Annotated in this window: 21 protein-coding genes; 8 read left to right on the forward strand and 13 right to left on the reverse strand. The window is 48.2% G+C overall.

Annotated features, from left to right (window positions below; all coding sequences use genetic code 11):
* Positions 1-3: 3 nt before the first annotated feature.
* From vexD to T411_RS0106280, 5 genes are all read right to left on the reverse strand, one after another.
* Positions 4-3,054, reverse strand: coding sequence for an efflux RND transporter permease subunit VexD (gene vexD / locus T411_RS0106260; protein WP_000350250.1), 3,051 nt, complete (start codon positions 3,052-3,054; stop codon positions 4-6).
* Positions 3,054-4,148: a multidrug efflux RND transporter periplasmic adaptor subunit VexC gene (gene vexC / locus T411_RS0106265; protein WP_001069849.1), complete on the reverse strand. Its 1,095-nt coding sequence runs from the start codon at positions 4,146-4,148 to the stop codon at positions 3,054-3,056. Before vexC ends, vexD begins: the two co-directional genes overlap by 1 nt.
* A gap of 215 nt (positions 4,149-4,363) precedes the next feature.
* On the reverse strand, positions 4,364-4,942 hold the full coding sequence (locus T411_RS0106270; RefSeq protein ID WP_000805968.1) for a PqiC family protein: 579 nt from the start codon (positions 4,940-4,942) through the stop codon (positions 4,364-4,366).
* Positions 4,939-6,567: an intermembrane transport protein PqiB gene (gene pqiB, locus T411_RS0106275; RefSeq protein WP_001278820.1), complete on the reverse strand. Its 1,629-nt coding sequence runs from the start codon at positions 6,565-6,567 to the stop codon at positions 4,939-4,941. The genes T411_RS0106270 and pqiB overlap by 4 nt, the downstream gene beginning before the upstream one ends.
* An 11-nt stretch (positions 6,568-6,578) precedes the next feature.
* The gene (locus tag T411_RS0106280; protein ID WP_000359394.1) at positions 6,579-7,877 is read right to left on the reverse strand and encodes a paraquat-inducible protein A; all 1,299 of its coding nucleotides are present in this window, start codon (positions 7,875-7,877) and stop codon (positions 6,579-6,581) included.
* A gap of 257 nt (positions 7,878-8,134) precedes the next feature.
* Here T411_RS0106280 and T411_RS0106285 point away from each other — a divergent pair, with 257 nt between their 5' ends.
* A complete protein-coding gene (locus T411_RS0106285; RefSeq protein ID WP_001894242.1) occupies positions 8,135-9,814 on the forward strand; it encodes a mechanosensitive ion channel family protein in 1,680 nt (559 codons plus the stop codon).
* Positions 9,815-9,829: 15 nt separating this feature from the next.
* Here T411_RS0106285 and T411_RS0106290 read toward each other — a convergent pair whose 3' ends face one another.
* From T411_RS0106290 to T411_RS0106300, 3 genes are read right to left on the reverse strand one after another with little or no spacing between them, the layout of a single operon-like run.
* A complete protein-coding gene (locus T411_RS0106290; RefSeq protein WP_001211065.1) occupies positions 9,830-10,951 on the reverse strand; it encodes a DUF4056 domain-containing protein in 1,122 nt (373 codons plus the stop codon).
* A 10-nt stretch (positions 10,952-10,961) separates the two neighbouring features.
* Entirely contained in the window at positions 10,962-12,074 is a 1,113-nt protein-coding gene (locus tag T411_RS0106295; protein ID WP_000856384.1) for a BamA/TamA family outer membrane protein, read from the reverse strand.
* A gap of 13 nt (positions 12,075-12,087) precedes the next feature.
* Positions 12,088-12,912 (reverse strand): hypothetical protein, encoded by an 825-nt coding sequence (locus tag T411_RS0106300; RefSeq protein WP_000603461.1) that lies wholly within the window; start codon positions 12,910-12,912, stop codon positions 12,088-12,090.
* 226 nt (positions 12,913-13,138) lie between these two features.
* Between T411_RS0106300 and breR the strand changes: the two genes are divergently transcribed.
* Both breR and T411_RS0106310 read left to right on the forward strand, forming a co-directional pair.
* Positions 13,139-13,768, forward strand: a complete 630-nt coding sequence (breR, locus tag T411_RS0106305) for a bile response transcriptional repressor BreR (RefSeq protein WP_000777169.1) — start codon at positions 13,139-13,141, stop codon at positions 13,766-13,768.
* 32 nt (positions 13,769-13,800) lie between these two features.
* Complete coding sequence (locus tag T411_RS0106310; protein ID WP_000938025.1) at positions 13,801-15,252, forward strand: NAD-dependent succinate-semialdehyde dehydrogenase; 1,452 nt, start codon at positions 13,801-13,803, stop codon at positions 15,250-15,252.
* Here the strand turns inward: T411_RS0106310 and T411_RS0106315 are convergent.
* Complete coding sequence (locus tag T411_RS0106315) at positions 15,233-15,514, reverse strand: YnjH family protein (protein WP_001259524.1); 282 nt, start codon at positions 15,512-15,514, stop codon at positions 15,233-15,235. The genes T411_RS0106310 and T411_RS0106315 overlap by 20 nt on opposite strands.
* 44 nt (positions 15,515-15,558) lie before the next feature.
* Positions 15,559-16,470: a 1-aminocyclopropane-1-carboxylate deaminase/D-cysteine desulfhydrase gene (locus tag T411_RS0106320; protein ID WP_000909262.1), complete on the reverse strand. Its 912-nt coding sequence runs from the start codon at positions 16,468-16,470 to the stop codon at positions 15,559-15,561.
* Between the two features lie 94 nt (positions 16,471-16,564).
* On the opposite strand from T411_RS0106320, the gene T411_RS1000000121075 reads away from it, so the two are divergent.
* The 4 genes from T411_RS1000000121075 (at position 16,565) to fabV (ending at position 21,371) form a co-directional block, all read left to right on the forward strand.
* Positions 16,565-16,735 (forward strand): hypothetical protein, encoded by a 171-nt coding sequence (locus T411_RS1000000121075; RefSeq protein ID WP_001881528.1) that lies wholly within the window; start codon positions 16,565-16,567, stop codon positions 16,733-16,735.
* A 267-nt stretch (positions 16,736-17,002) separates the two neighbouring features.
* Entirely contained in the window at positions 17,003-17,629 is a 627-nt protein-coding gene (gene psrA, locus T411_RS0106325) for a TetR family transcriptional repressor PsrA (RefSeq protein ID WP_001208101.1), read from the forward strand.
* A gap of 55 nt (positions 17,630-17,684) precedes the next feature.
* Positions 17,685-19,967: an acyl-CoA dehydrogenase gene (locus T411_RS0106330; protein ID WP_000096994.1), complete on the forward strand. Its 2,283-nt coding sequence runs from the start codon at positions 17,685-17,687 to the stop codon at positions 19,965-19,967.
* Between the two features lie 198 nt (positions 19,968-20,165).
* Positions 20,166-21,371 carry an enoyl-ACP reductase FabV gene (gene fabV / locus T411_RS0106335; RefSeq protein WP_000584512.1) on the forward strand — a complete coding sequence of 402 codons (1,206 nt, stop codon included), beginning with the start codon at positions 20,166-20,168 and terminating at the stop codon, positions 21,369-21,371.
* A 303-nt stretch (positions 21,372-21,674) separates the two neighbouring features.
* Here fabV and infA read toward each other — a convergent pair whose 3' ends face one another.
* The 3 genes from infA to aat form a co-directional block, all read right to left on the reverse strand.
* Positions 21,675-21,893 (reverse strand): translation initiation factor IF-1, encoded by a 219-nt coding sequence (gene infA, locus T411_RS0106340; RefSeq protein WP_001040192.1) that lies wholly within the window; start codon positions 21,891-21,893, stop codon positions 21,675-21,677.
* A gap of 83 nt (positions 21,894-21,976) precedes the next feature.
* Positions 21,977-22,678, reverse strand: a complete 702-nt coding sequence (locus T411_RS0106345) for an arginyltransferase (RefSeq protein ID WP_000093313.1) — start codon at positions 22,676-22,678, stop codon at positions 21,977-21,979.
* Positions 22,679-22,681: 3 nt separating this feature from the next.
* Positions 22,682-23,413, reverse strand: a complete 732-nt coding sequence (aat, locus tag T411_RS0106350) for a leucyl/phenylalanyl-tRNA--protein transferase (RefSeq protein ID WP_000158369.1) — start codon at positions 23,411-23,413, stop codon at positions 22,682-22,684.
* Between the two features lie 266 nt (positions 23,414-23,679).
* Between aat and aroA the strand changes: the two genes are divergently transcribed.
* The gene (gene aroA, locus T411_RS0106360; RefSeq protein ID WP_000445268.1) at positions 23,680-24,960 is read left to right on the forward strand and encodes a 3-phosphoshikimate 1-carboxyvinyltransferase; all 1,281 of its coding nucleotides are present in this window, start codon (positions 23,680-23,682) and stop codon (positions 24,958-24,960) included.
* Positions 24,961-24,986: the final 26 nt, after the last annotated feature.

Genomic DNA, 24,986 nt, shown 5'->3' on the forward strand with positions numbered 1-24,986 from the left:
TGATTATGCTTTGGCGACTTTCACTCTAAACAGCACGGCATAGAAGAGCGGGATCACGACTAAGGTCAGAATGGTAGCAAACAGCAAACCAAACATAATGGTGACCGCCATACTCTTAAAGAATGGGTCTACCAGCAGAGGCGCTACCCCTAAAATCGTGGTGAATGCGCCGAGCAGAACCGGGCGTGCACGGCTCACCGCCGCATCAATGATCGCGAAGTAAGCTTCTTTACCTGCTCGAATTTCCGCATCCGCTTGGTCAACCAACACAATCGCGTTTTTCACCATCATACCAATCAAGCTTAAAAAGCCGAGGATCGCCATAAACTCGAACGGAGTTTGAAAGGCGATAAGGCCAATGGTGACACCCACAACGGCAAAGGGTGCGGTCATCCAGATCACGAGTGGCTGACGCAGCGCGTTAAACATAAACACCACCGCGAGAATCATCGCCGCAAAGCCATAAGGAGCGGAGAGCGCCAAACCTTCATTGGCGTCTTTCGAGGCTTTGTATTCACCGTACCAAATCAGCTCATAGCCAGCTGGTAGCTCAATCTGCTCGATTTTTTCGCGCACATTATTGAACGCATCGGCCGTCATCACACCCGGCGCTGGGTCAGCTTGTACCAAGATGGTCGGCATGCGGTTAATACGGCGCAGTAAGGCATCTTGATAGACAGTATCGACCGAATCCACCAGTTGGCTCACCGGAATGTAACGGCCAGCTTGCGCGCTGAACACTTCACTGTTTTCAATCGCACGTTCGTGGTGGCGTTCATTTTCTGGTGCGCGAACCATCAACGGGATCAAGTCATTGCCTTCGCGATACACCCCAACATTACGGCCATTGAGCGTTTGCGCGATCGCGGCGCTGATTTCTTGCGTGGTTAAGCCAAGGCGCTGTGCTTCTTGTGCGGAATACACGGGTTGCAATACCGGCACTTGTTGACGCCAGTCATCTTGCACCGCAATCAAGTTCGGGTCGTTATGCATAATTGCTTTGGCTTGTTCGGCCAATTGGCGTAGCACGTGGCTGTCTGGGCCTTTGAAACCGGCTTCAATTTTCTTGCCGCCGCCGCGACCGAGCATAAACTTCCACACCTTGATTGAGGCATCAGGGTATTTGGCATCCAGCTCATTTTGCAACTCGCCTACTAATGGGGCAATTTTGGTGTAGTCATCAATATCAATCAGCAGTTGGCCGTAACTTGGGTTACGCGCCTCGGGTGAGTAGGTCAGCATAAAACGCAGGCCACCACCGCCGATGAAACTGGTGATATTGGTAATACCGTCTTTTTGCGTCACGTCTTTCTCAATGCTGGCGACAACCTGTTCGGTGCGGCGAATATCCGAGCCTTGTGGCAAGTACACATCCACCACAAATTGTGGTCGTTGCGACTCTGGCATAAAGCCCGGCGGAATAAACTGAGCGCCCCACACCGCAGCTACTAAGGTGCCGAGCAGCATCGCACAGCTGACCACGCGGTGGCTTAACACCCATTGCAGTACGGCTTTATAACCCGTCACCAATTTAGACGGTTTCGCCTCTTTGGTGGGAGCTTTAACGCGTAGAAAGTCATGGCACAGCATGGGGGTGACGGTCACCGCAAACACCCAACTCAAAAACATCGAGTAGAGGATCACCCAAAACAGTGAGCCAGCATATTCGCCCATATCGGAAGGGGAGAGGCCAATTGCGCTGAAGGCAAAAATGCCCACCACCGTACCGCCCAGCAGTGGCCATTTTGTGGCATTGACCACCTCAGAGACCACTTGCTGTTTATCGGCGTTCGGCTCTTGCTGAAACCGCACGAGTACGCCATCGGTAACCACAATCGCGTTATCCACCAACATGCCGAGGGCGATGATGAGCGCGCCGAGCGAAATCCGCTGCATGGCGATGTCATCAATCAGCATCACACATAAGGTACCGGCAACGGTAAGCAATAGAACAAAACCGATGATGACACCTGAGCGTACGCCCATAAACAGCAAGAGCACGACAAACACGATGGCGACAGCGGCAATCAGGTTATCGATAAAATTGGCCACCGAAGCGCGCACCGAGTCAGACTGCATCGAAATCACATGCAGATCCATGCCCAGTGGACGCTGGCTTTCAAGTTCAGCCAAGCGTGCTTTGACGGCATCGCCCATCTCGACCACGTTACCGCCGGTGACATTCGAGATACCAAAGCCAATTGCACGCTGACCGTTATAGCGCATCAGCATCGATGCTGGCTCGGTGTAGCCACGGCTGATGTTGGCAATATCACCTAGGCGTACCACCGCATTGTTGCTACCGACCGCCACTTGCAAATTAGTCAGGTCAGCCAAGGAGCTGATGTTGGATTTAGGGATCACCGGAATGCGCATCTGCTGAGCATCGACGCTGCCTGCAACGGTGACTAGGCTCTGCTTTTGTAGCACTTGCAATACGCGTTCAACCGAAAGGCCAAATTCCGCCATGCGTTCGCTGGACATCTCGATAAAGATTGCTTCTTGCTGCTCGGCCAGCGTAGCGGCTTTGGCCACACCCGGCACCAGAACCAGTTCACGGCGTAGCGTATCGACGTAGTCTTGGAGCTGTTTGTCGCTAAAGCCTTCCCCAGTTACCGCATAAAACAGCGCGTACACGTCAGAGAAGTCATCGTTAACGATTGAAGCGCCGGCACCGGGAGGCAGTTGGCGCTGCGCATCCGCGACTTTACGGCGTAATTTGTCCCATACCTGCTGCAACTGCGCGGAGGATTTGGCAAATTCGAGTTTGATTTCTACCGTCACTTCAGAGCGGCCTTGCATCGAAACCGATTTGACTTCTTTTAGCTCTTGCAGCGCTTGCACCGCACCTTCGATGACATCGGTCACTTCATCGGAAACTTCTTGCGCGGTGGCACCCGGATAAGGCGTCACAATCACCGCTTGGCGAATCACAAACTCAGGGTCTTCAAAACGACCCAATTTGAGGTAGCTGATGTAGCCGCCAATCAAGGTTAGGGCTATCAGCACCCAAACGCTGGTGCGTTTGGCAAGGGTATAACGTGCAATATCCATTATTGGGCTCCGTTGTTATCCGTGTAGGGACGAACGGTCATGCCTTCGCGTACGCTCGAAACACCGGCGATAATAACCTGCTCACCCGGTTTGAGATGCTGAGTGATCACCACTCGATCTTTGTAGGTAGTTCCGATGTCGACGTAACGTTTTTCCGCTTGGTTTTGCGCATTGACTACCCACACAAATTGTTTGCCTTGGTTATCTGGCACTAGGGCGGTCAGTGGTAGGGTGATGAGCGTGTTTTCATCGGCTGGTTTGTCGGCAACCGGGATCACTTTAGCTGACATGCCGGGCATCACGCGAAAGCCTTTCAAATCTTCAAAACCAAGCACTACAGAGTAGGTTTGTGAATCCGAACTTGGCTGAGTGGAGTAGGTACGCAGCTTTAAATCAAATTGCTGATTGGGAATCGCGCTTAACTCGGCGATCGCGCGGGTATTGCGCACACCTGAGAGCATGACACGATGCGGGATCTCAATCGCCACTTCCAAATCATTCAGATCTTGCAAAATCATGATCACTTGATTGGCTTGCACTTGAGCAAAATTCTCGATGGTTTTTTCACTGATGACGCCATCAAACGGGGCGGTGATTTGGGTGTACTCCAGTTTGCGTTTGGCCTCTTCAACGCGGTTTTTGGCAAGGTCGTAGCGATTGGTGACTTTATCCAGCTCGGCTTTAGAAATGGCTTGGGTTTTCTCAAAAATGGCTTTGGCGCGGCGGTACTCTTGTTCGGTATTTTTTAGCTCAAGTTGCGCAGCTTCCAGCGCCGTTTTGGCATCTCGTGAGTCGAGGCTCGCCAGTAATTGGCCTTTTTTCACTTGGTCGCCTTCTTTTACCGCGATATCCGTTAAGCGGCCACTGATGCGAAAAGCAAGATCAGCGCGCTGGGCGGCGCGCACTACGCCATTAAACGTGAGATCGGAAGCGCGTTGACTTGCGACAATCTCGGTTAATGCGGGTTTGACCACAGGAGCGGGGGCGCTGATTTGTGGCGCTTCACCGCAGCCAGCCAACAATAAAGCCGAGGCGATCACCGCGCTAAGCAAGGAGCGCTTTGCAGCCATTGAACGAGTAAAAGAAGGATTCATAGTGTGTTGCTCCTCAATTTCACAATTGGGAAAGGGGAGTCTGTACGAATCCCCATGCCTTTGACGTTTTATACCTGCAACTTCAAATCGGCAGGCACCTTGACCACCATGTGGTTAACTTGTCGCGCATCATACCTTGAGTAATGATAAAAAGTAAACTTTCGGGTGTACATTTGTGTTGGGCTTTTTATTCTATCGATAATCTGAGTGTCTGCTCAGCGAGTTACCAATTGGGTTTCGATCTGAGTTGAAAGTTGATCTACACCCGCAGAGAGTGCTTCAACCAGAGCGGGGTAACCCGTATCTTTGAGCGGCACCTGAAAACTAAACTCTTGGTTTAACATGCTTTCTCCTTTTGGGTTGAGCAGTTCCCAATTGCCAGCCACTTCGGCATTGCCCGTGTAGACACCATTAAATCGCTGCAATCTTACCTGTAGTTTCCAGTGCTCTTGCTGGATGGATGAAGCATTCAAAGGTGCAGGCCAGTAGCGAGATTGCTTACGGCGCAGATCATTGGTGATACGTTGTGTCAGTTGTGGGCTAAGCCGCTGTGCCCACTGGTTTTGTCTGGCTTGGATCACTTGCGTTTCCGACTGACGATAAACAATCCCTTGCGTATCTAGATAAGCCGCCAATTCCACGGGTTGAACCACCAGCAAAGGCAATGTTTTGGGCTGGATATGCTCGCTAAGTTCTGGGTTGTTTGGCAGTAAATAAAAACTGACTTTGGGCTGTGGCGTTCCTCCGCAGCCGACCAACAGTGTGGTTAACATCATCAATAACCAGGGTTTCATTCTTGCTTTCCTTTCGCGGGAATCGGATCTGCTGTATTACTTTCACCAAAAATCAAGGCATTAGGTTTTTCATTAATGGTGCGCAGCACAGGTTTAAATTCGGCCATCACTTGGTTGAGTTCTCTTAACGTGGTTTCAAGCTCACGATACACCGTCGACTCAGGACCAAAACCACCTAGGGTCGTTTCCAGTTGCTTTAGGCTTGCTTGAATATCCGCTGGCAGATTTTGTGTCTCTTGTTTTTTGAGAATGCGTTCTGCCGAAGCCAACAGCGCTTCTGAGGTTTTTAACGTGCTGTTGAGTGATGCCAAAGTATCATCCATAGGCAACCCGTTGAGTTTTCTCAGCAATTCGGTAACTTGTTTTTGCACTTCAGCAAATCCACCTTGTTTGGTGGGGAATAGGGGATACCCATCGAAGTGTTTCAAGCCATCTATTTTTTCTTCTGGGTAATAATCGGTATCAATGTACAAAGCGCCAGTCACTAAGTTGCCGGTTTTTAACGAGGCTTTGAGCCCTTTGAAAAACTCCTGTTGCATACGTGACTTCAATGCGGGGAGATCGGCTTTATTAAAATTATCGTACAAACGACCTAGCTCAATTCGCACTAGGACGGGGATACGATTAGTACTGATATCAATGTTTGAGGTACGAGTACGCAGAGGTACTTTGCTGACCGTACCGATACGTAGACCACGATATTCGACCGGAGCGGAAGGTTTGAGCCCGCGTACCGATTCATCAAACATCATCACAAACTCGATGTAGTCATCAAACATGCCTTCACGGATCTGTTTTACATCATCAAACAAGCGAAACTCGGTCAGCTGCTGAGTAATCGGCTGGCCAGAATCCTCTTCTTGTAACTGGCCAAAAGTGACTCCGCCTTTGAGTAGGCTTTCTATCGACCCTAAGCTGAACTCAAGCCCTTCGGCATTCAGTTGAAGGTTGATCCCGGAATTGAGCCAGAAGAAGGAGCGTGTATTCACCAATTTATCGTAAGGGGCAAAGATAAAGAGTTGGTACTGAGCCTTTTTGCTTTCCACATCAAACTGGGCACTCTCCACTCGGCCGACGGTGAATCCTTCATACATGACTGGATCGCCCACGTTGAGTTTTCCGGCTTCTTTATTCGTGAGCACTAAACGCAACCCTTTAGCATCAGGCGGTGCAATCGGTGGTAAGTCCATGACCTTAAAATGGTCTTGAGCACTCGAAGCGGTTCCCGGTTGGAGCTGAATATAAGCGCCAGAAAGTAAGGTATCGAGACCAGAAATGCCTTCTCGGCCAATGCGAGGTTTTACTACCCAAAAGAGCGTATCTTCGCGCAACATGCGATCGGCATCTTTGCTCATTTGCGCCGTTGCCACAATGTGATCGTAATCTTCGCTGAGTTTTATCTCAGTTATTACCCCAACATTGACATTAAGGGCTTTAATTTGGGTTTTCCCTACTTCGAGCCCATCAGCTGTCGGTAAGATGAGCGTTATCTTGGGACCCGTGCTATTGACGTACTGAAATAACATCCATAACCCCATCGCAAGAGCCAGAATAGGAATGATCCAAATTGCAGAGAGCTGCTTTTGCGCAGTTATTTCAGCATTAACTTGAGGTTCATCACTCATAGACAGTTTTCTCATTTTATTTTTGTTGGTGGGGATTCTGGCGGCTCATGCCACAAGATTCGCGAATCAAAAACCATGGCTGAGAGCATAGTCAATAATACTACTGCAGCAAAAGAGAGCGCTGCCGGGCCGGGATAAATCGCCATCAGATTATGCAACTGTACTAAAGACACCAAAATAGCCACGACGAAGATATCAATCATTGACCAGCGGCCAATGAATTCGGTTACGCGATACACTTTGAGACGTTTTAGATTCTGCTGCTCTGGAAATACATTGAGTTTTCCGGCCTGCCAGTAGAGCCAACCGAGTGCAAACATTTTGGCCATAGGGATAAAAATACTGGCTAAGAAAATCACCATCGCCACCGGATAAGAGCCGAGGTGCCACAGAAGGATCACCCCTTGCATAATGCTTGAGCCTTCTGATTTTCCGAGGCTCACGGTATACATCATTGGATAAAGATTCGCTGGAATGTAAAAAATGATGGCAGCCAGTAACAGTGCCCAAGCCCACTGCAAATTCAACTGTGGATGATAAGCGTGTAAACGACTACCACAGCGTAAACAAGTGGGCTTTTTTTGATCTGGCCTGAGCAAGTTAATCTGTTGACAGGTGTGGCAACTGACCGAGTTGTGTGTGCAATGAGTTTGCCCAGCGTTGACTCCTTGGGGAGTTTGGGCGGGAATAAAGTGTTGCCACAACCAATAGCGATCGACTAGCGAAACGGTTTTCACAACCAACATGGCAAAAAAGCAAAATGCCCAGAAGGAGTAACCCATCGCTACCTCGGCTAGTGAGGCTATTTTTATGAGACTGACTAATACGCCAATTAAAAAGACATCGACCATTAACCACGGCTGAACTGTGAGTAATGTTTTGCACAATAGCTTCGCGCGCTGGATCTCGGATGAAGAAAGTTGTCGTTGTGTGCTTTGCGCGGCTTTAAAAGAGACAAAAAGAAGTATGGTGATGTAGAGCGCCGGAAAAAGGATAACGGTGGTAAAGAGTAAAATGGCTAATAAAACGTTTTGAAATTCACCGAGCATTTTGGCTGCATTTAACAGCGTAATTTCTTGGGTCATTCCTTGCACGCTAAATGACATAAAAGGAAACGTCAGGCTGAGCACCAATAAAATCAGGCAACTGATGGTTAATGCGACAGCGGTTTGGTACGGTTTTTGAGGTGTTTGGGTGAGCGTATGCCCGCAACGAGGACACTGCGCAGTTTGTGCTTGGCTTAAAAGTGGTACGTTGGTTATTAGCCCACACTCGTCACAACCAATCAAATGATTCTTTAGTTTGTCCATAGTCATTGGTTTTATTTATCGTTAGTGGGTTGGAATCATTCCACGAGGATTGATAACAAGCCGATGTTAAAGGTTGAGAGCTTGTAACATTTGGGATTTATCGCAGCCTTATTGTAGCGATTTATTCGCATGACTAAAGAAAAGTTTTTAATTTTCAGCTAGATTACCGCTAGCAAAATTTGATGAGGTTAGGTTTAACAATGATAACCAAAAAGTGTAGATACGCGATGAAACCACGTTGGAGCTGGGTAGCATTATTGCTTCTGATGGCAACCAGTGCTTTCGCGAGTGACACGTCGCAAGAGAATACCCAAATCGAGACTACTACTGAGATAACGACTACGGCAGAGTCGCCCTCTGAGCTTGAAAATGAGATTGATCAGATAAAGCAATATATCAGTGAGTTGTCGGTGACGCTAAAGCAAGCAACAGGCGATGTACGTGATGCTTTGCAACTTCAGCTGTTTCAAAAAAATGCCGAGTTAAGAAAGAGCCTTTCCAAAGCGGTGGAAGAAAAAACAATTGCCAAAGAAAAGCTCGTCGAGCTGGTGAATATCCAACAACGGTATACCGAAGAGGCGAATCACTACATTTCCGAACGGTTGAATTCGTTGGATGACAGTCTCGGCAAGGCATCCCATGAAGAGAAACTCTCTTATATCACTACCTATCGGGAGTTACAGCAATATCTGGACGTGACTTACCATTCCAGCGCAGAAAATATTGGTTGGCTCAGTAGTTTGGATATCGATACCCGTGACGTTGAGAAGACATTAAGAGAGCGAATCAATCAACGCTTACGTCTACTGTCGGCTTCATTAGAGTATCTAAAGCAACAAATCAGTGTGATCAATAACCAGATCAAATCAAGCCCAGAGTCTGAAAAGGCCAACTTACAATTGGCGCTCCTTTTTACTCAGCAGCGGCTGGATATTGTCACCAAAAGCCTACGTTCAGTGGTGGGGATTGCCGATCAATTTGAGATAGAAACCGCCGACTATAAGCGACAGATTTTCCAAGTGACGGGCAGTATTACTCAGGATTTGTTGAACACTCAGGTGGTATTTTCAATTGTTCGTCACTGGTCAAATTCGCTGGTCAACTGGCTGGCAAGTAATGCGGTTCAACACCTATTCCAACTCTTTATCTTTTTATTGATTCTACTGGCGGCGAAGGGCGGAGCGAAAGTGACTCGCACTGTAGTACGTTCTGCTGTGAACTCGAAAAACATCCGTATCTCTCATTTGATGCAGGATTTCTTTGTTTCTATGTCCGGCAAAGTAGTGTGGGTTATCGGGATTTTGGTCGGCTTATCGCAGATTGGTCTCAATCTCGCGCCAGTATTAACCGGTTTTGGTATTGCAGGGGTGATCATTGGTTTCGCGTTGCAAGATACTTTGTCTAACTTCGCAGCAGGCATGATGTTACTGATTTACCGACCATTTGATGTGGGGGATTTTGTGCATGCGGGAGGTGTGGATGGCAAAGTGAGCCACATGAGTTTGGTCAATACCACGATTCGTACGTTCGATAACCAGATCATTATTGTGCCCAATAGCAAAATTTGGGGGGATGTGATCAAAAACGTTACCCATGAACGGATCCGACGAGTCGATATGGTGTTTGGCATTGGGTATAGCGATGATTTGCTTAAAGCAGAAGCAGTACTGACCGATATCGTAAAGTCGCATCCCGCAGTGCTAAAAACACCTGAGCCGAATATCAAAGTGCATACGCTTAACACCTCATCGATTGACTTTATCGTGCGTCCTTGGGTGAAAACCGACGATTACTGGGATGTGTATTGGGATGTCACTAAAGAAGTTAAGCTGCGCTTTGACCGGGAAGGTATTTCTATTCCTTTCCCACAACAAGATGTGCATTTGCATCTGGTGGATCAAAAAGCCTTTATCCCACCTACACAGCCCACTTCTTAGTGTTGGTAAGTGTGACTATTTTGTTTGGCAGAGCGATGTTGTCGCTCTGCCATTAGGTTCAACGGAGGGCGAGATCTTTAAAGGATGAGCATTGGTATCTTGGCATTTAGCAAACAGTGCGAAGAGATGGAACTGTTTCGCTGTCCAGATATCCGGCATATCTACAGTTTTTAATAAAGGATTGAAATAACTATCCTGCTGATCAGAAATTAACCTTAATTCGACCCAATCTTCAATTCGCTCGTCGTTATGGAAACTCTCCTCCAATGATAGAACGTGATCAGCCGTGGGTTCATTGGGTAACAGTGCATAAGCCAAATGATAGTCTCTTTTGAGTAATAGCCATTTATCTGGTAGACGGCGTTGGCTGTCCCACCAAATACCTTCGAGTTGCTGGATTTTTTGTTGAGTCACACTGCTAGGTTGTGCTTTTAATTTCCGAAGTTCATCTTCAAGAAGATGAGCAAAAATTTTTTCAAACTCCTGTTTGTTGGCGTCTGGATTAGCCAGCAATACGTCACGCGCCAAGTTTGCCCCGAGCATATTGGAATAAAGGTCTTCGGGTGAAAAAGCGGAGGCCTGCTCATGAAACCCACTGACATAGGTTAGGCCAAACCACTGAGCAATTTCATGCCACTGGGCCAGTTGAAATGCGATGAAAGCCGCGGCTTGAGCACTGCGTATTACCCTTTCTTTGGGGTCTAGAGAGACAGATTGGTTTTTCCAATGTATTTGGCGTGAACGTAACTCAGTGGGTAAGGTGATCTGAGCTTCATGACCTAGCTGGGCCAAGTTTAATTTAAACAAGTAATAGGTGAAATCTGCGGTGTCTCTGACGTGTGCAGTATCAATAAATCCAGCTCGTTTGGTAAAAATCAGGCCATTATGTTCCTCGCTTAAGCCTAATAAGCTGGTTGATAAAGATTGATCTCCTTGGTTGTAGTGATGGCCCCCAAGCGCATCAACATCGATAACGTTATCCACAGAGAAAAAGGGAACAGGAATACCGGCGACTTGTGCGTGGAGATTGTAACCAAAGGCACAACATGGACGAAGCCCTATAGGTGGAGTGGGTATGGCTTGTACAGGTTGAAGTATGGCTAATAGAAAACACAGTAGAGTAGTGATGAATCTCATCTCTTTTTCCTCAAAATGCTTCGTTTATCTGAAAATAAAATCCGTTGTTTTGCTTACCTACACCTAAATCAATGCGCACATTGATTCTTGCTTTAAAGGCAAAGCGGTAACCGATACCAAGAGTTGGCAGCCATTCACTCTCCGCTAAGTCAGCAAATTGTGAAGCTGTGCTGCCACTACCTAACCACGCCACCATGCCGTGTCTTGCGTTAAAGCTATGACGAATTTCAAATTGTGCGGTAGCGAAGTGTTTGTCACGATATTGGCCTTGGTAATAGCCTCGCATTCTTTGATCATCGCCGAGCATTGCGTGGTCGAACCAAGGTACTTCACCAGTGAAAGATTGATTAAACCATTCCATCGCAAAGATAGTTTGAGGCGTTAATCGCTGATAATGGCGTAAGTTAAACACCCATTGTTGATAGTCAAAATCGCTACCATAGCGGTCTCGATAATCACTCCATTCAAGATTGATATAGCTTCCTGACTGCGGGTTGGGTTCAAAGTCTCGGCTGTCATATTCAAGCCCAATTAAGCTTCCACTACTTACCCCAGGCTTAAGCTCCGCAGCCGCATCCCCCTTTTTTTTCACTGCAATCGCACGATAACTCTGCCATTGCCAGCCAACTTTAAGGTAAGTGCTTGGAAACAGCTCATAAGCCAGCGATGGGTTAAACTGTAACCTTTTCGCGTCATAGTGTGTTTTATTGGATTCCTGTTCCGCAGCCTTGGCACCAATACCCCAATAGTCACTCGGCGCATGGCTAATCCAACCATCGATGAGCATTCTCCATTGATCGTTATTGAGATAAGTACGATTTACTAGGCCTAAACCGTAAGAACCTGAAGTTGACGTGTAGGAGGTGATGGTCACGGTTGAAAATGGATGCCCCTCTTGCCACGTTGGTGGCGCATAGAGCCCCACTGCCGCGATGCCAATGCCTAGGCCTTGCTCAGGATTAACAAATGGTCCAGGGAGTATCCCCCAATCAATGGTTTTACTCACATCGACCGTTTCACTTGCCCCCAGTTTTTCGAGCACTTTATCCAATACATTATCTGATGCTTCGGCTAACAGTGAAAAACCTAAGGTGATTAGAAAAATCAGAGTATTTGTTTTCATCGCAGATGACTGATTAAAAACGTCTATCGAGAGAGAAAAATAGACTTTGGCGATCGCCAAAACCGAACTCGCCGAGCAAATACCAGCTGTCATTGAGTTGATACTGCATCCCAACCAGTGGATTCCATGACGTTTGCAAATGTTGTTTCACTTCAAAACCCGCATCTTTAGGGAGTAAAGCGGTGAGTGAGCCCGGAAGGCCAAGATCCGATAGGGAACCTTGTAAAGTTTGTTCGACATCTTGATACATAGCTCCCACCCAAAGTCGCAATGGATGGCCATGACGATGGAAGTCGTAACCGATTCGCGGAGAAATCACTATGGCTTCAATACTGCCATCGATGACCGTGAGACGGCTTTCGGTTAGGCTAGCATCGACCAAGGCAAACCAGTTCTGATAACCGCCAACCAGTACACCACCGACCCCTGTGGTGTAACCATCAAGGTCGAGACGAAAATTGTTGATGGTGTGTTGTGCCCCTAAAAACTTCATATTCACATCTGTCGTGGAGTAACCGTCTAGCTTGCCGACTAAGCCATACAGATTAAGAAAGGGGAATAGCCACACGTCGGCGCGCAGAGTCAACACTTCGGTATATTGTCTACCTGGATCCGCTTGTAATTGCAGTGGCAATTTACCCAGGCCTTGGATAGCGATTGAATCGACGTTGATCCCTTGTTCCATCGTCATGTAACTGAGATTAAAGCCAATCGGTTTGGGTAATTCATAACCGAGAGCTTCGGCTTTTTCTTTCCAAATCGGCAGTGAAAACTCACTGGCCCAAGTGGTGAATGGAAAACAGAAAACGGTGAGTGTCAGTAGTGTTCGTAATATCATTCAGAGTGCTCAGCAGTGTTATCGTATCCAGATACTTGGGGAGCAATGAATCTGTTTGATTGATGGCAGATTTCCCCTAATGGTTTCTGATCCCTGAATGCCATTTTGAGGCGATAATACCTTTATTTTTAGCACAAAGTAAACTCGTTGGTGTACTTTTTTGTGCGTCGGACTTATAGTGATAGCGGATGATATTGATAACCGATGAAATTGAGGAAATCGTGGTATGAAACTCAGTGAGCAAAAACGGTTGGCGCTGATTGAAGCAGCAAAAGAAGAGTTTACCCAGTTTGGATTCCATGCAGCGAATATGGATCGCGTTTGCGAACGCGCAGGTACCTCAAAACGCACCTTGTATCGCCACTTTACCAGTAAAGAGTTGCTCTTTATTGAAGTGATCAATCTTCTGGTGGCACAGCCGCACAAGGTTGGTTTTGAGTATCAATCTACCCGTTCTCTTGCGGATCAGTTGCACGACTACTTTGCGGCAAAAATTGACCTACTGTATCGAACGATTGGCCTTGATGTGCTGCGGATGATTGTGGGGGAATTTGTGCGCGATCCAGCCTTAACGCAGCAATATCTCGCGTTGATGGGGACTCAAGATACGGCGCTGACTGCGTGGCTGCAAGCTGCCATTAAGGATGGAAAACTGATTGAGAAAGAAGTGGCTCCCATGGCGACAACCTTGATGAATCTCTTTCATGGTCAGTTTTTATGGCCGCAGTTGCTGGCCGCGGTGGAGCTGCCTGATGCCAAACAGCAGCAAATCATGATGGATGAAATCATTCGTGTGTTTGTGTTGAGCTACGGTGTATCCTCTCCAAGTCATTTGAGTATAGAACTAAAGCCTTAGAGGCTAACGGATCACTGATGAGGAGTCTTGCCATGTTACCGACCGATTTTCCATTTTTTCACCAAAGCGCCTTTATTAATGGGCAGTGGATTTTAGGTGAGCCACAGGCAAGGCAAACGGTAACCAATCCGTTTGATGGCTCCCTCATTGGCTCTGTTCCTTTATTGAGTGCGGCTCAGGTGCAAGAAGCGATTGCCGGTGCGCAAGCGGCGCAAATTTTATGGTGCCAGCAACCCGCTGAAAATAAAGCAAAAATTTTGCGCCGTTGGTATGAGCTTATTGAACAGCATCATGAATCATTGGCGAAGTTATTAACTATTGAACAAGGTAAACCGCTGGCAGAAGCCAGAGGAGAAATTCACTACGCCGCCAGTTTTGTTGAATGGTATGCCGAAGAGGCCAAACGTGCATATGGCGAGCTGATCCCATCCCATAAACCTGATGCGCGAATTATGGTTTCACGTCAGCCTGTTGGCGTTGTTGCCGCGATTACGCCTTGGAATTTCCCCGCCGCCATGATTACCCGTAAATGTGCCCCTGCCTTTGCAGCTGGTTGCGCTGTGGTTTTAAAACCAGCGCCGGATACGCCGTTCACGGCTTTAGCTTTGGCCGATCTTGCGCAGCAAGCGGGAATCCCTGATGGTTTATTGCAAGTGGTGACGGGCGATGCGATTGAAATCGGGCGTGTACTGACGGAAAGCAAAACGGTACGCAAACTCTCATTTACTGGCTCAACCGGGGTTGGCAAGCTTTTGATGGCACAATCGGCCAATAACGTGAAAAAACTCTCGCTTGAGCTGGGAGGAAATGCGCCGTTTATTGTGTTCGAAGATGCGGACATTAATGCCGCGATTGATGGTGTGATGGTGGCGAAATTTCGTAATGCTGGACAAACTTGCGTGTGCGCTAACCGGATTTATGTGCATGACGCGGTATATGATCAATTTGCTGCCAAGTTGGTGGATCGGGTCAGCAGACTCAACGTCGGTTATGGTTTGGATGCCGGTGTAAACATCGGTCCGCTGATTAATGATGCCGCGGTTGCTAAAGTCACATCACATATAGTGGATGCCCAAAGCAAAGGAGCGAAAGTGATGTTTGGTGCGTTGCCTGAAGCGGGCAGCCGTTTATTCCAGCCACACGTGTTAACCGAAGTGACCGACGAAATGCGCGTTGCTGACGAAGAAACCTTCGGCCCCTTGGCCGCACTGTTTCGTTTTAGCTCTGAGCAAGAAGTGATCGAGCGAGCCAATGCGACCGATTCGGGTTTGGCCGCTTATTGTTATACCCAATCTTTGCGCCGGGCATGGCATATGAGTGAAGCACTTGAAGCGGGGATTGTCGGCATCAACGAAGGGTTGATTTCCACTACGTTAGCGCCTTTTGGTGGCATCAAAGAGTCGGGTCTTGGTAGAGAAGGGGCGAAACACGGCCTTGAAGAGTACCTTGAAGTCAAATATACCCTTATGGGTGGACTAGCTTAGGTTTGGGTGTTTGATTGCTCTGCACGTTCAGAGGTAACCATTTCAGCGGGCCATTGGTTTCAAAATCATTGGCGCGCTGACAAGAGAGATACACTTCACCGACTAAGATCACGGCGCCTTCTGAATAAGCCTGATCTTGGTAATAGCAGACCCGTTTAGCAATATCATCGCCGATCACGATCGGTAGTTTCGCTGGCGTCGGTGCAGCATGCAACGCGACACTGTAACTTAATGTCACGACTACCCCAATCAAAGTACGCATTGAAAACTCTCCATCCTCTGGTTATACCCAAACTACCTGCAGCTTCAAGTAGCAAGGGTATATTCGCTAAACTGCCGCTGATAACGCGGCAACATACTTTCATTTCCCAGTAAACCGCCTTGGTGTAGATAAAGCAAGTTTCGGTCTGGGTTCTCGGTACGCCAAGCTGACAATAAACGCCACATCAGCGGGTCGTATAACAGATCAAATTCAATATGAGTTTGTGCCAGTAACGCTTGCCATATCTGATAATCCTCCGGATAAAGATGACCGAAATAGTGCTTAGTCGTAGAGGTCAGAACCGTCGGGTGAGAGGTTTCACCGAGCATTAAAAACTGCTCACGTAAGTAGGATTCGTCACCCACACAAGGGCAGGTAATGACTTCAACACCGTGTGGTTGCAAATATTTGTGTAAGTAGAGCGCCGTGGTTCCGGTGCCGGAAGGCAGGGCGACCACCCAATCTGGCTGGGTTTGGTGGCGGAGCCATTCGAGCATTTCTAACGCTAGTTGTTTGATTCCCGGCTCTGCAAATGGGCTGCGCGCACCTTCCTCAATCACCAAGCAATCGGTATTGGGCATGCGTTGTTGCTGAATAAATTCTCGTGGATGCTTAGCCCCTAGTGAGCGCGTTTCAATAATGGTCGCTCCCAATTCCAGCGCACCACGGTAGTTACCGATTGGATAACTTTTCAGCCACGCGGGAATATGGTCAACGTAAAACTCCAAGCGCCAACCGCGCAGTTTAGCAAGGGCTGCAAAAGAGTAGAGCGAGTTAGCTTGTGCCGAACCGTAGCTGATTAAGGTGGTGATGCCGGGAAAATCCCCTTCAAGCAACGCCATCAATTTGCGGGCTTTGTTACCACTGAAATGTGGATGAAGTTTGTCATCCCGTTTGAGGTAAAAGGTTTGCCCTGCAAAACGGTGTTCAGTGATAGGTGATTGAGTGATCAGCATAAGAAAATCGAGCTCTGAATGGGGTCGCACATTATACGCAGTTCGATCGCAACGACTAGGGTTTGGATCAAACTCTCTCCGAGTGACCACCCTTATGACTGGCGGCCTAACCACTTATCGCCGTGCTCTAAGTCCTGAATTTTTGACTGAAAAATCGCCAATGAACCGACTTGAACAAAATAAACCAGATAAAAAAACGCCCAAAACAATCTGGCTTTGGGCGTACACAAGTATAGGAGTTAATAAAAAGGAAAAAGCAGCGTAATTGGTGACAGCGGGTCGAGAACCAAATTTGACGGCCAGTAAAACTCTCAAAGCTCTGTCAATCACGTCTATTCAGACTGGGCGTTTGGCAAAGAGTTCCAAAAGTTCGCAAATTATTTTTAAATTTTTTTGTGGAAGACTTTTCATCGTGCTGCAAGCACTTAGCTGCATCTGGTCAGACCATGGCGAGAAAATGTGATGTTAATCGCTTGTTAATCAAATGTGGCGAGAGTATATTTCAAACAGTTGTTTGATACGAGTGATTGAAATGGCATTACGCAGTAGTACTAAGGAAAAAATATTGGATGTAGCAGAAGGGCTGTTTGCGGAATACGGCTTCAATGATACCTCTTTGCGCACGATCACCAGTAAAGCGGGGGTGAACCTTGCGTCGGTCAACTACCATTTTGGTGACAAAAAAACCTTAGTTCGAGCGGTACTCAATCGTTATCTCGAAGCTTTCATGCCGGAGATGAAACAGTCGCTTGAGCGGCTTAACGAGCGGGACGATTACGATATGGCTGAAGTTTTTGAAGCGCTACGTGCTCCCTTGCGTTCGTTAAGCGAATTGCGCCCCAATGGCACCAGCCGTTTTATGCTGCTGATTGGCCGGGGTTATACCGATGTGCAGGGCCATCTCCGTTGGTTTATTACCAATCGCTATAATGATGTGCTAACCCTATTTACCGATTCCGTGCTTAAGGCGAACCCCAACTTGACTCGCGAAACCTTGTTTTGGCGGTTGCATTTCACCTTAGGTACCTGCGTCTTTACCATGGCGTCGAGTCAAGCGTTGGCAGAGATTGCAGAAAATGATTTTGGAAGCAAAGTTGATCCTAAGTCTGTGGTCGATCAACTGATTCCATACCTCGCGGCCGGTGTGGCGGCGAAATAACTAACCGATTCATAACAAAAATAACAGTGTAACCAGTGAACAAAAGGATCTGAATATGAGCTCTCTACGCAGAAAATGGATCAGCGATCCCGCTTTCAAAATGTTTAAGAAAGTGCTTCCTCCTCTGTCACAAACCGAGAAAGAAGCGATGGAAGCGGGCAGTGTATGGTGGGATGGCGAACTGTTCTCTGGTAAGCCTGATTTCACCAAGCTGCACCATTATCCGAAACCGACCTTGTCAGCGGAGGAGCAATCTTTCATCGACAACGAGTTGGAAACTCTGCTCGCTATGTTGGATGACTACAAGATAGTCAAACAAGATCGCGATCTCCCCAAAGAGGTGTGGGACTACCTACGTAAAGAGCGTTTCTTCTCGCTGATTATTTCCAAAGAGTATGGTGGCCGTGAGTTCTCGGCTCTGGCGAACTCGACCATAGTGTCACGCATTGCTACGCGCAGCATCAGCACCGCAGTAACAGTCATGGTACCGAACTCATTGGGCCCTGGTGAGCTGTTGTCACACTACGGTACCCAAGAGCAGAAAGATTACTGGCTGCCACGTTTGGCCGATGGCACCGATATTCCTTGCTTTGCATTGACAGGGCCGGAAGCGGGTTCGGATGCGGGCAGCATTCCTGACCAAGGCGTGGTCTGCTACGGCAAGCATGAAGGCAAAGACGTGCTGGGCATCCGTTTAAGCTGGAACAAGCGTTACATCACGCTGGCACCAGTGGCGACTGTGCTGGGTCTTGCTTTCAAACTGAGTGATCCAGAGCATCTGCTTGGCGATAAAGAAGAGATTGGTATTACTTGTGCGCTAATCCCTGCCTCCCATGAAGGCGTAGAGATTGGCGAACGCCACGACCCACTAGGTTTGGCCTTTATGAACGGCCCAACCCGTGGCCAAGATGTGTTTATCCCAATGGATTGGCTGATTGGTGGGGCGGATTACGCAGGTAAAGGCTGGCGCATGTTGGTGGAGTGTCTCTCGGCAGGACGTGGGATCTCCCTACCTGCATTGGGTACCGCGATTGGCCACCTCACCGCTCGTACCACAGGCGCATATGGTTATGTGCGTAAGCAGTTTGGGATGTCGATTGGTAAATTTGAAGGTGTGGCGGAAGCCATGGGACGTATCGGCGGTTTAACCTACTTGCTGGAAGCGACCCGTACTTTGACCACCACCTCTTTGGATCTCAAAGAGAAACCAGGGATTGTCACGGCGATTGCCAAATACCACATGACGGAAATCGCGCGCACCATTTTGAATGATGCGATGGATATCCATTCTGGTCGTGCTATCCAAGATGGACCAATGAACTATCTGGCGACGCACTATCTCGGCGTACCCGTGGCAATCACGGTTGAAGGGGCGAACATTTTGACGCGTAACCTGATGATCTTCGGTCAAGGTGCGACTCGTTGCCATCCTTATGTTCTCAAAGAGATGGAAGCGGCGGCCAACCCAGATCAACAAGAAGGGGCAAAAGCGTTTGATGAACTGCTGTTCAAGCACATTGCCCACGCGACCAAAAACAGCTTTGGTGCTCTGTTTGCCGCACTGACGGGTTCACGCTTTATTAAAGCGAACATGAGTGGCCCCACACAAGACTACTATAAGCAGATGACTCGCCTGAGCCGCGCTTTAGCGGTGAGTGCGGATGTGGCAATGCTCACCTTGGGTGGCGAGCTCAAACGTAAAGAGATGATTTCAGCACGCTTAGGCGATGCACTGAGCTATCTGTACATGGGCTCGGCGGTACTGAAAAAGTATGAAGATGAAGGCCGCCATCAAGCGGATTTAGACTACGTACACTATGCGATGCAGTACTGTTTACATCACGCGGCGAAATCGCTTAACCAAGCGTATCGTAACTACCCTGTGACTGGGGTCGGAGCCATCTTGAAAGGGCTGCTGTTCCCGCTAGGCAACCACTTTGCACCACCGAGTGATGAGTTAGCGGTCAAACTCGCAGAAAGTCTGATGACCCCTGGAGCGCATCGTGATCGTTTAACCGCGCTGTGCTACATAGGTAAAGGTGAAGATGACAGCGTAGGCTTGATGGAAAAAGCGTTTTTGGCCATGTATAGCGTTAAAGGCTTAGAGCGTAAACTGCAACAAGGGGTGAAAGAGGGTAAAGTGGCGCGCAAAGGACTACTGGTTGATCGCTTGGCACAAGCAGAGCAAGCGGATGTGTTGAGCGCAGATGAAGTGGCCTCGATTCTGGCGGCAGAAAAACTGCGTAGCCGTGCGATTCAGGTCGATCATTTCAGCCATGATTTCTCGCAAATCCATACCCATCAGACCACCAAACCTAAGTTAAACAGTGTGGCGTAACAAATAAAATAGAGTATCGAGGGCTTCTCATCAGAAGCCCTCTTTATTTTTATTGATTGAGTTTTTTGTGAGCATAACGGGAAAAATCCCCCAATGAGTGCTCCAACCACTGGCCATTTTCGGCGAAATTGAGAGAAATTAGATGCGGTTTGTGTCTGAACCTTTTATCCTAGCGACGATTTTTTAAGGAAGTTGAATATGATCATCAAACCTAAAATTCGTGGATTTATCTGTACAACAACGCACCCAGTGGGTTGTGAAGCGAACGTAAAAGAACAAATTGCCTACACAAAAGCACAAGGTCCGATCAAAAACGCACCTAAGCGCGTGTTGGTTGTCGGATCGTCTAGCGGCTATGGTCTGTCATCACGCATCGCTGCGGCGTTTGGCGGTGGTGCGGCGACAATCGGCGTATTTTTCGAAAAGCCGGGCACTGACAAAAAACCAGGTACTGCGGGTTTCTACAATGCAGCAGCGTTTGACAAGCTAGCGCATGAAGCGGGCTTGTACGCAAAAAGCCTGAACGGCGATGCGTTCTCGAACGAAGCGAAGCAAAAAGCGATTGAGCTGATTAAGCAAGACCTCGGCCAGATTGATTTGGTGGTTTACTCATTGGCTTCTCCAGTACGTAAGATGCCAGACACGGGTGAGCTAGTGCGCTCTGCACTGAAACCGATCGGTGAAACGTACACCTCTACCGCGGTAGATACCAATAAAGATGTGATCATCGAAGCCAGTGTTGAACCTGCGACCGAGCAAGAAATCGCTGACACTGTCACCGTGATGGGCGGCCAAGATTGGGAACTGTGGATCCAAGCGCTGGAAGAGGCGGGTGTTCTTGCTGAAGGTTGCAAAACCGTGGCGTACAGCTACATCGGTACTGAATTGACTTGGCCAATCTACTGGGATGGCGCTCTAGGCCGTGCCAAGATGGACCTAGATCGCGCAGCGACAGCGCTGAACGAAAAGCTGGCAGCGAAAGGCGGTACCGCGAACGTTGCAGTTTTGAAATCAGTGGTGACTCAAGCAAGCTCTGCGATTCCTGTGATGCCGCTCTACATCGCGATGGTGTTCAAGAAGATGCGTGAACAGGGCGTGCATGAAGGCTGTATGGAGCAGATTTACCGCATGTTCAGTCAACGTCTGTACAAAGAAGATGGTTCAGCGCCGGAAGTGGATGATCACAATCGTCTGCGTTTGGATGACTGGGAACTGCGTGATGACATTCAGCAGCACTGCCGTGATCTATGGCCACAAATTACCACAGAGAACCTGCGTGAGCTGACCGATTACGACATGTACAAAGAAGAGTTCATCAAGCTGTTTGGCTTTGGCATTGAAGGCATTGATTACGATGCTGACGTCAATCCAGAAGTCGAATTTGATGTGATTGATATCGAGTAAGAGAATTAACTCTTATCTTAAAAAGGCGCGTTATCGCGCCTTTTTTGTGTCCGGAGTACAGCATGAATACAGCAGGTTGCTACAGTGATAAAGAGCAGCGGCGCTATAGTTGAGCTTGATTCTTTGTTATACCCAAATCACTTGAAGTGGCAGCCAACACCGCGACCGCTTTAAGTAGGAAGGGTATATGGATTCTTGGTTGAACGCCGTCGATATTTTGCGAACGCATTGATTGATAAGTGCTGTAGCAAAACAAAAAGCGGAGCATAAGCTCCGCTTTTTGTTGCGTTCGGAAATCAGAGATTAACGAGCACGGAAGACGATGCGACCTTTAGACAAATCGTAAGGAGTCATCTCTACAGTGACTTTGTCACCAGTCAGAATGCGGATGTAGTTTTTGCGCATTTTTCCAGAGATGTGAGCTGTCACTACGTGACCATTTTCAAGCTCTACACGGAACATTGTGTTAGGAAGAGTATCAAGGACAGTGCCTTGCATCTCAATTACGTCTTCTTTAGCCATTTAATCCTCTTTAGAAATTTGGCGATCTTTAACGGCGCAGGATTCTGCCATTAAACGTTCAATATGGGAAGTTGCGGCGTATTCTACCCTCGCCAACGTTGATTTACTAGCCTTTGATGTGGATTGAACCGGACTTTGTAGTTCATAGCTGGGCATTCATCGATTTGATATCCCAAATAAAGCCACTGCTTTTTGGTCTGTTGGCAGTAATTGAGCTGACAAAGTACCGCTAAGGTGCCTAAAGAGATCGAAATATCTGGGTCATAAAAGGTGTAAAACGCACTCGCACTGTTTGGGAGTAAATCGGTGACGGCAATCGCGACCAACTTTTCGCCCTGATAAAGATGTAAATATTGGGTATTAAGCCATTTTGCACGGGCAAATTTGGCAAATTCCATTTTATTGGGTGGGTACATGGAGCCGTGGCGATGACGAGCGAAAATATAACGCGCGTAAAGGGCGTACCAATCTTCATCCAGTTCTGGTTTCAACTGCCAATGAAACTCTTGGCTGAGCAGCTTGAGTAAACGTTTTTGGCTTTTGCTTGGCACAAAATCGGGCGCAGGAATTCGCAGAGCTTGGCAAGACTGGCAATGATCACAATGCGGTTTGTAGATGGTATCGCCGCTGCGCCGAAAACCATTTGCCATCAGCACTTCATAGGTTTCGGGGGTTTGCATCTGCGGATCAATCGCCACGGCGACGCGCTCCATCCGATCCGCTAAGTAGCTACAAGGATGGTTATTGGTTAAGCCAATACGAATTTGCTGAATATCTGAGCTCATGCATCAATCCTCAAAGGCACATGGCGAAGTGGGGGTGGCGAGCCACTGAGTTTCAAAACAGCCACTGAGCACCTGCTTCTCCTTAAAAGATAGCAACGATTGGATAAATTGTTCACGGCTCAAGGTCGTTGCGCCTAAAGATTGCAAATGCGGATTCATCACTTGGCAATCAATCAACTGCCCTTGATGGCGAGAAAAATGGTCGCAAAAATACCAAAGCGCAATTTTCGAGGCATTGGTTGCGAGGCTAAACATGGATTCGCCACAAAACAGTTGGCCAACGGAAATGCCATAAAGCCCACCCACCAGTTGTTCGCCCTGCCACACCTCAACAGAATGGCAACGACCTTGTTTCGCCAACTCGCCATACGCATGGCGCATTGAGTCATTGAGCCAACGTTGATCCGCAGGGCGAGTGAGCGCGCACTGCTCAATCACTTGCGACGTCGCGTGATTCACGCTAACCCGATACTGATGTTTACGTTGGAACTTCTTCACGCTTTTGGCAGGTTGAAACCGAGTAGGGTCAAACACGGCACGTGGGGAAGGGCTCCACCACAAAATCGGGTCTTCAGGGCCATACCAAGGGAAAATGCCTTGTTGATAAGCCGCCCAAATTCGTTCAGGACGGAGATCGCCGCCAAATGCAAGCAGGCCGTTAGGGTCATCTAACGCAGTAAAAGGAGAGGGGAATGTCAACGTTTCCGGCGATAATTCAGTCAGATAAATAGTCATCGTATTGGTTTGCCTTAGAAGTCCCTGTGAGCCATTCCGAAAGTGAATGAGCCGCGATCTTAGTGATTTTGATGAAGTTTGCCAATCTTGATGCTTGGGAAATCCCTGGCTTGGTCGAGATTGCATAAACAGAAATAAAAATTCATTGCGAGCAAGATAAAGGCTAGCGCTAGCGCATGAATTTGGTTAGTCTGCGGATACGAAGAATTTTCGCCGCGACCCATTACCACAAGGACTTTCAGCGGCGCAAGGAAACACAACATCCAATGGAAAGCTTGACTCTACAACCGATTGAACTCATCTCTGGGGAAGTGAATCTTCCCGGTTCCAAAAGCGTTTCAAACCGTGCGCTCTTGCTGGCTGCGCTAGCCTCAGGCACGACTCGTCTTACTAACTTGCTCGATAGCGACGATATTCGCCATATGCTCAATGCTTTGACCAAGCTGGGTGTGAACTATCGCCTCTCGGCCGATAAAACCACCTGTGAAGTAGAAGGTTTGGGCCAAGCCTTTCACACGACTCAGCCATTAGAGCTGTTTCTAGGTAACGCAGGTACTGCAATGCGTCCGCTGGCGGCGGCGTTGTGTCTTGGACAAGGCGACTATGTACTGACTGGCGAACCGCGCATGAAAGAGCGCCCGATTGGCCACTTAGTGGATGCTCTTCGTCAAGCCAGCGCACAGATTGAGTATCTGGAGCAGGAAAACTTTCCTCCACTGCGTATTCAAGGGACGGGCTTACAAGCAGGAACGGTGACTATCGATGGTTCTATCTCTAGTCAGTTTTTGACCGCCTTTCTTATGTCGGCACCGTTGGCGCAGGGCAAAGTGACCATCAAGATCGTCGGTGAGCTGGTTTCTAAGCCTTACATCGACATTACACTGCACATCATGGAGCAGTTTGGTGTTCAGGTGATCAACCACGATTATCAAGAATTTGTGATCCCAGCGGGGCAATCTTATGTGTCTCCGGGGCAGTTCCTCGTCGAAGGTGATGCCTCTTCTGCTTCCTATTTCCTTGCTGCGGCTGCCATTAAAGGCGGTGAGGTAAAAGTGACCGGTATTGGTAAAAACAGCATCCAAGGGGATATTCAATTTGCGGATGCATTAGAAAAGATGGGCGCGCAAATTGAGTGGGGCGATGATTATGTGATTGCTCGCCGTGGTGAACTGAATGCGGTGGATCTCGATTTTAACCATATCCCAGATGCGGCGATGACGATTGCGACGACGGCACTTTTTGCCAAAGGTACCACGGCCATTCGTAACGTTTACAACTGGCGTGTAAAAGAGACGGATCGCTTGGCAGCAATGGCCACCGAACTGCGTAAAGTGGGCGCGACAGTCGAAGAGGGGGAAGATTTCATTGTGATTACGCCTCCAACTAAGCTCATCCATGCGGCAATCGATACCTATGACGATCACCGGATGGCGATGTGTTTTTCTCTGGTTGCGTTGAGCGATACACCAGTGACGATCAATGACCCGAAATGCACGTCAAAAACGTTCCCCGATTACTTTGATAAGTTTGCGCAATTAAGCCGCTAAAGTGTCACTCCCTGCCCAAAACCGAT

This window comes from Vibrio cholerae ATCC 14035 (assembly GCF_000621645.1).
Lineage (GTDB): Bacteria > Pseudomonadota > Gammaproteobacteria > Enterobacterales > Vibrionaceae > Vibrio > Vibrio cholerae.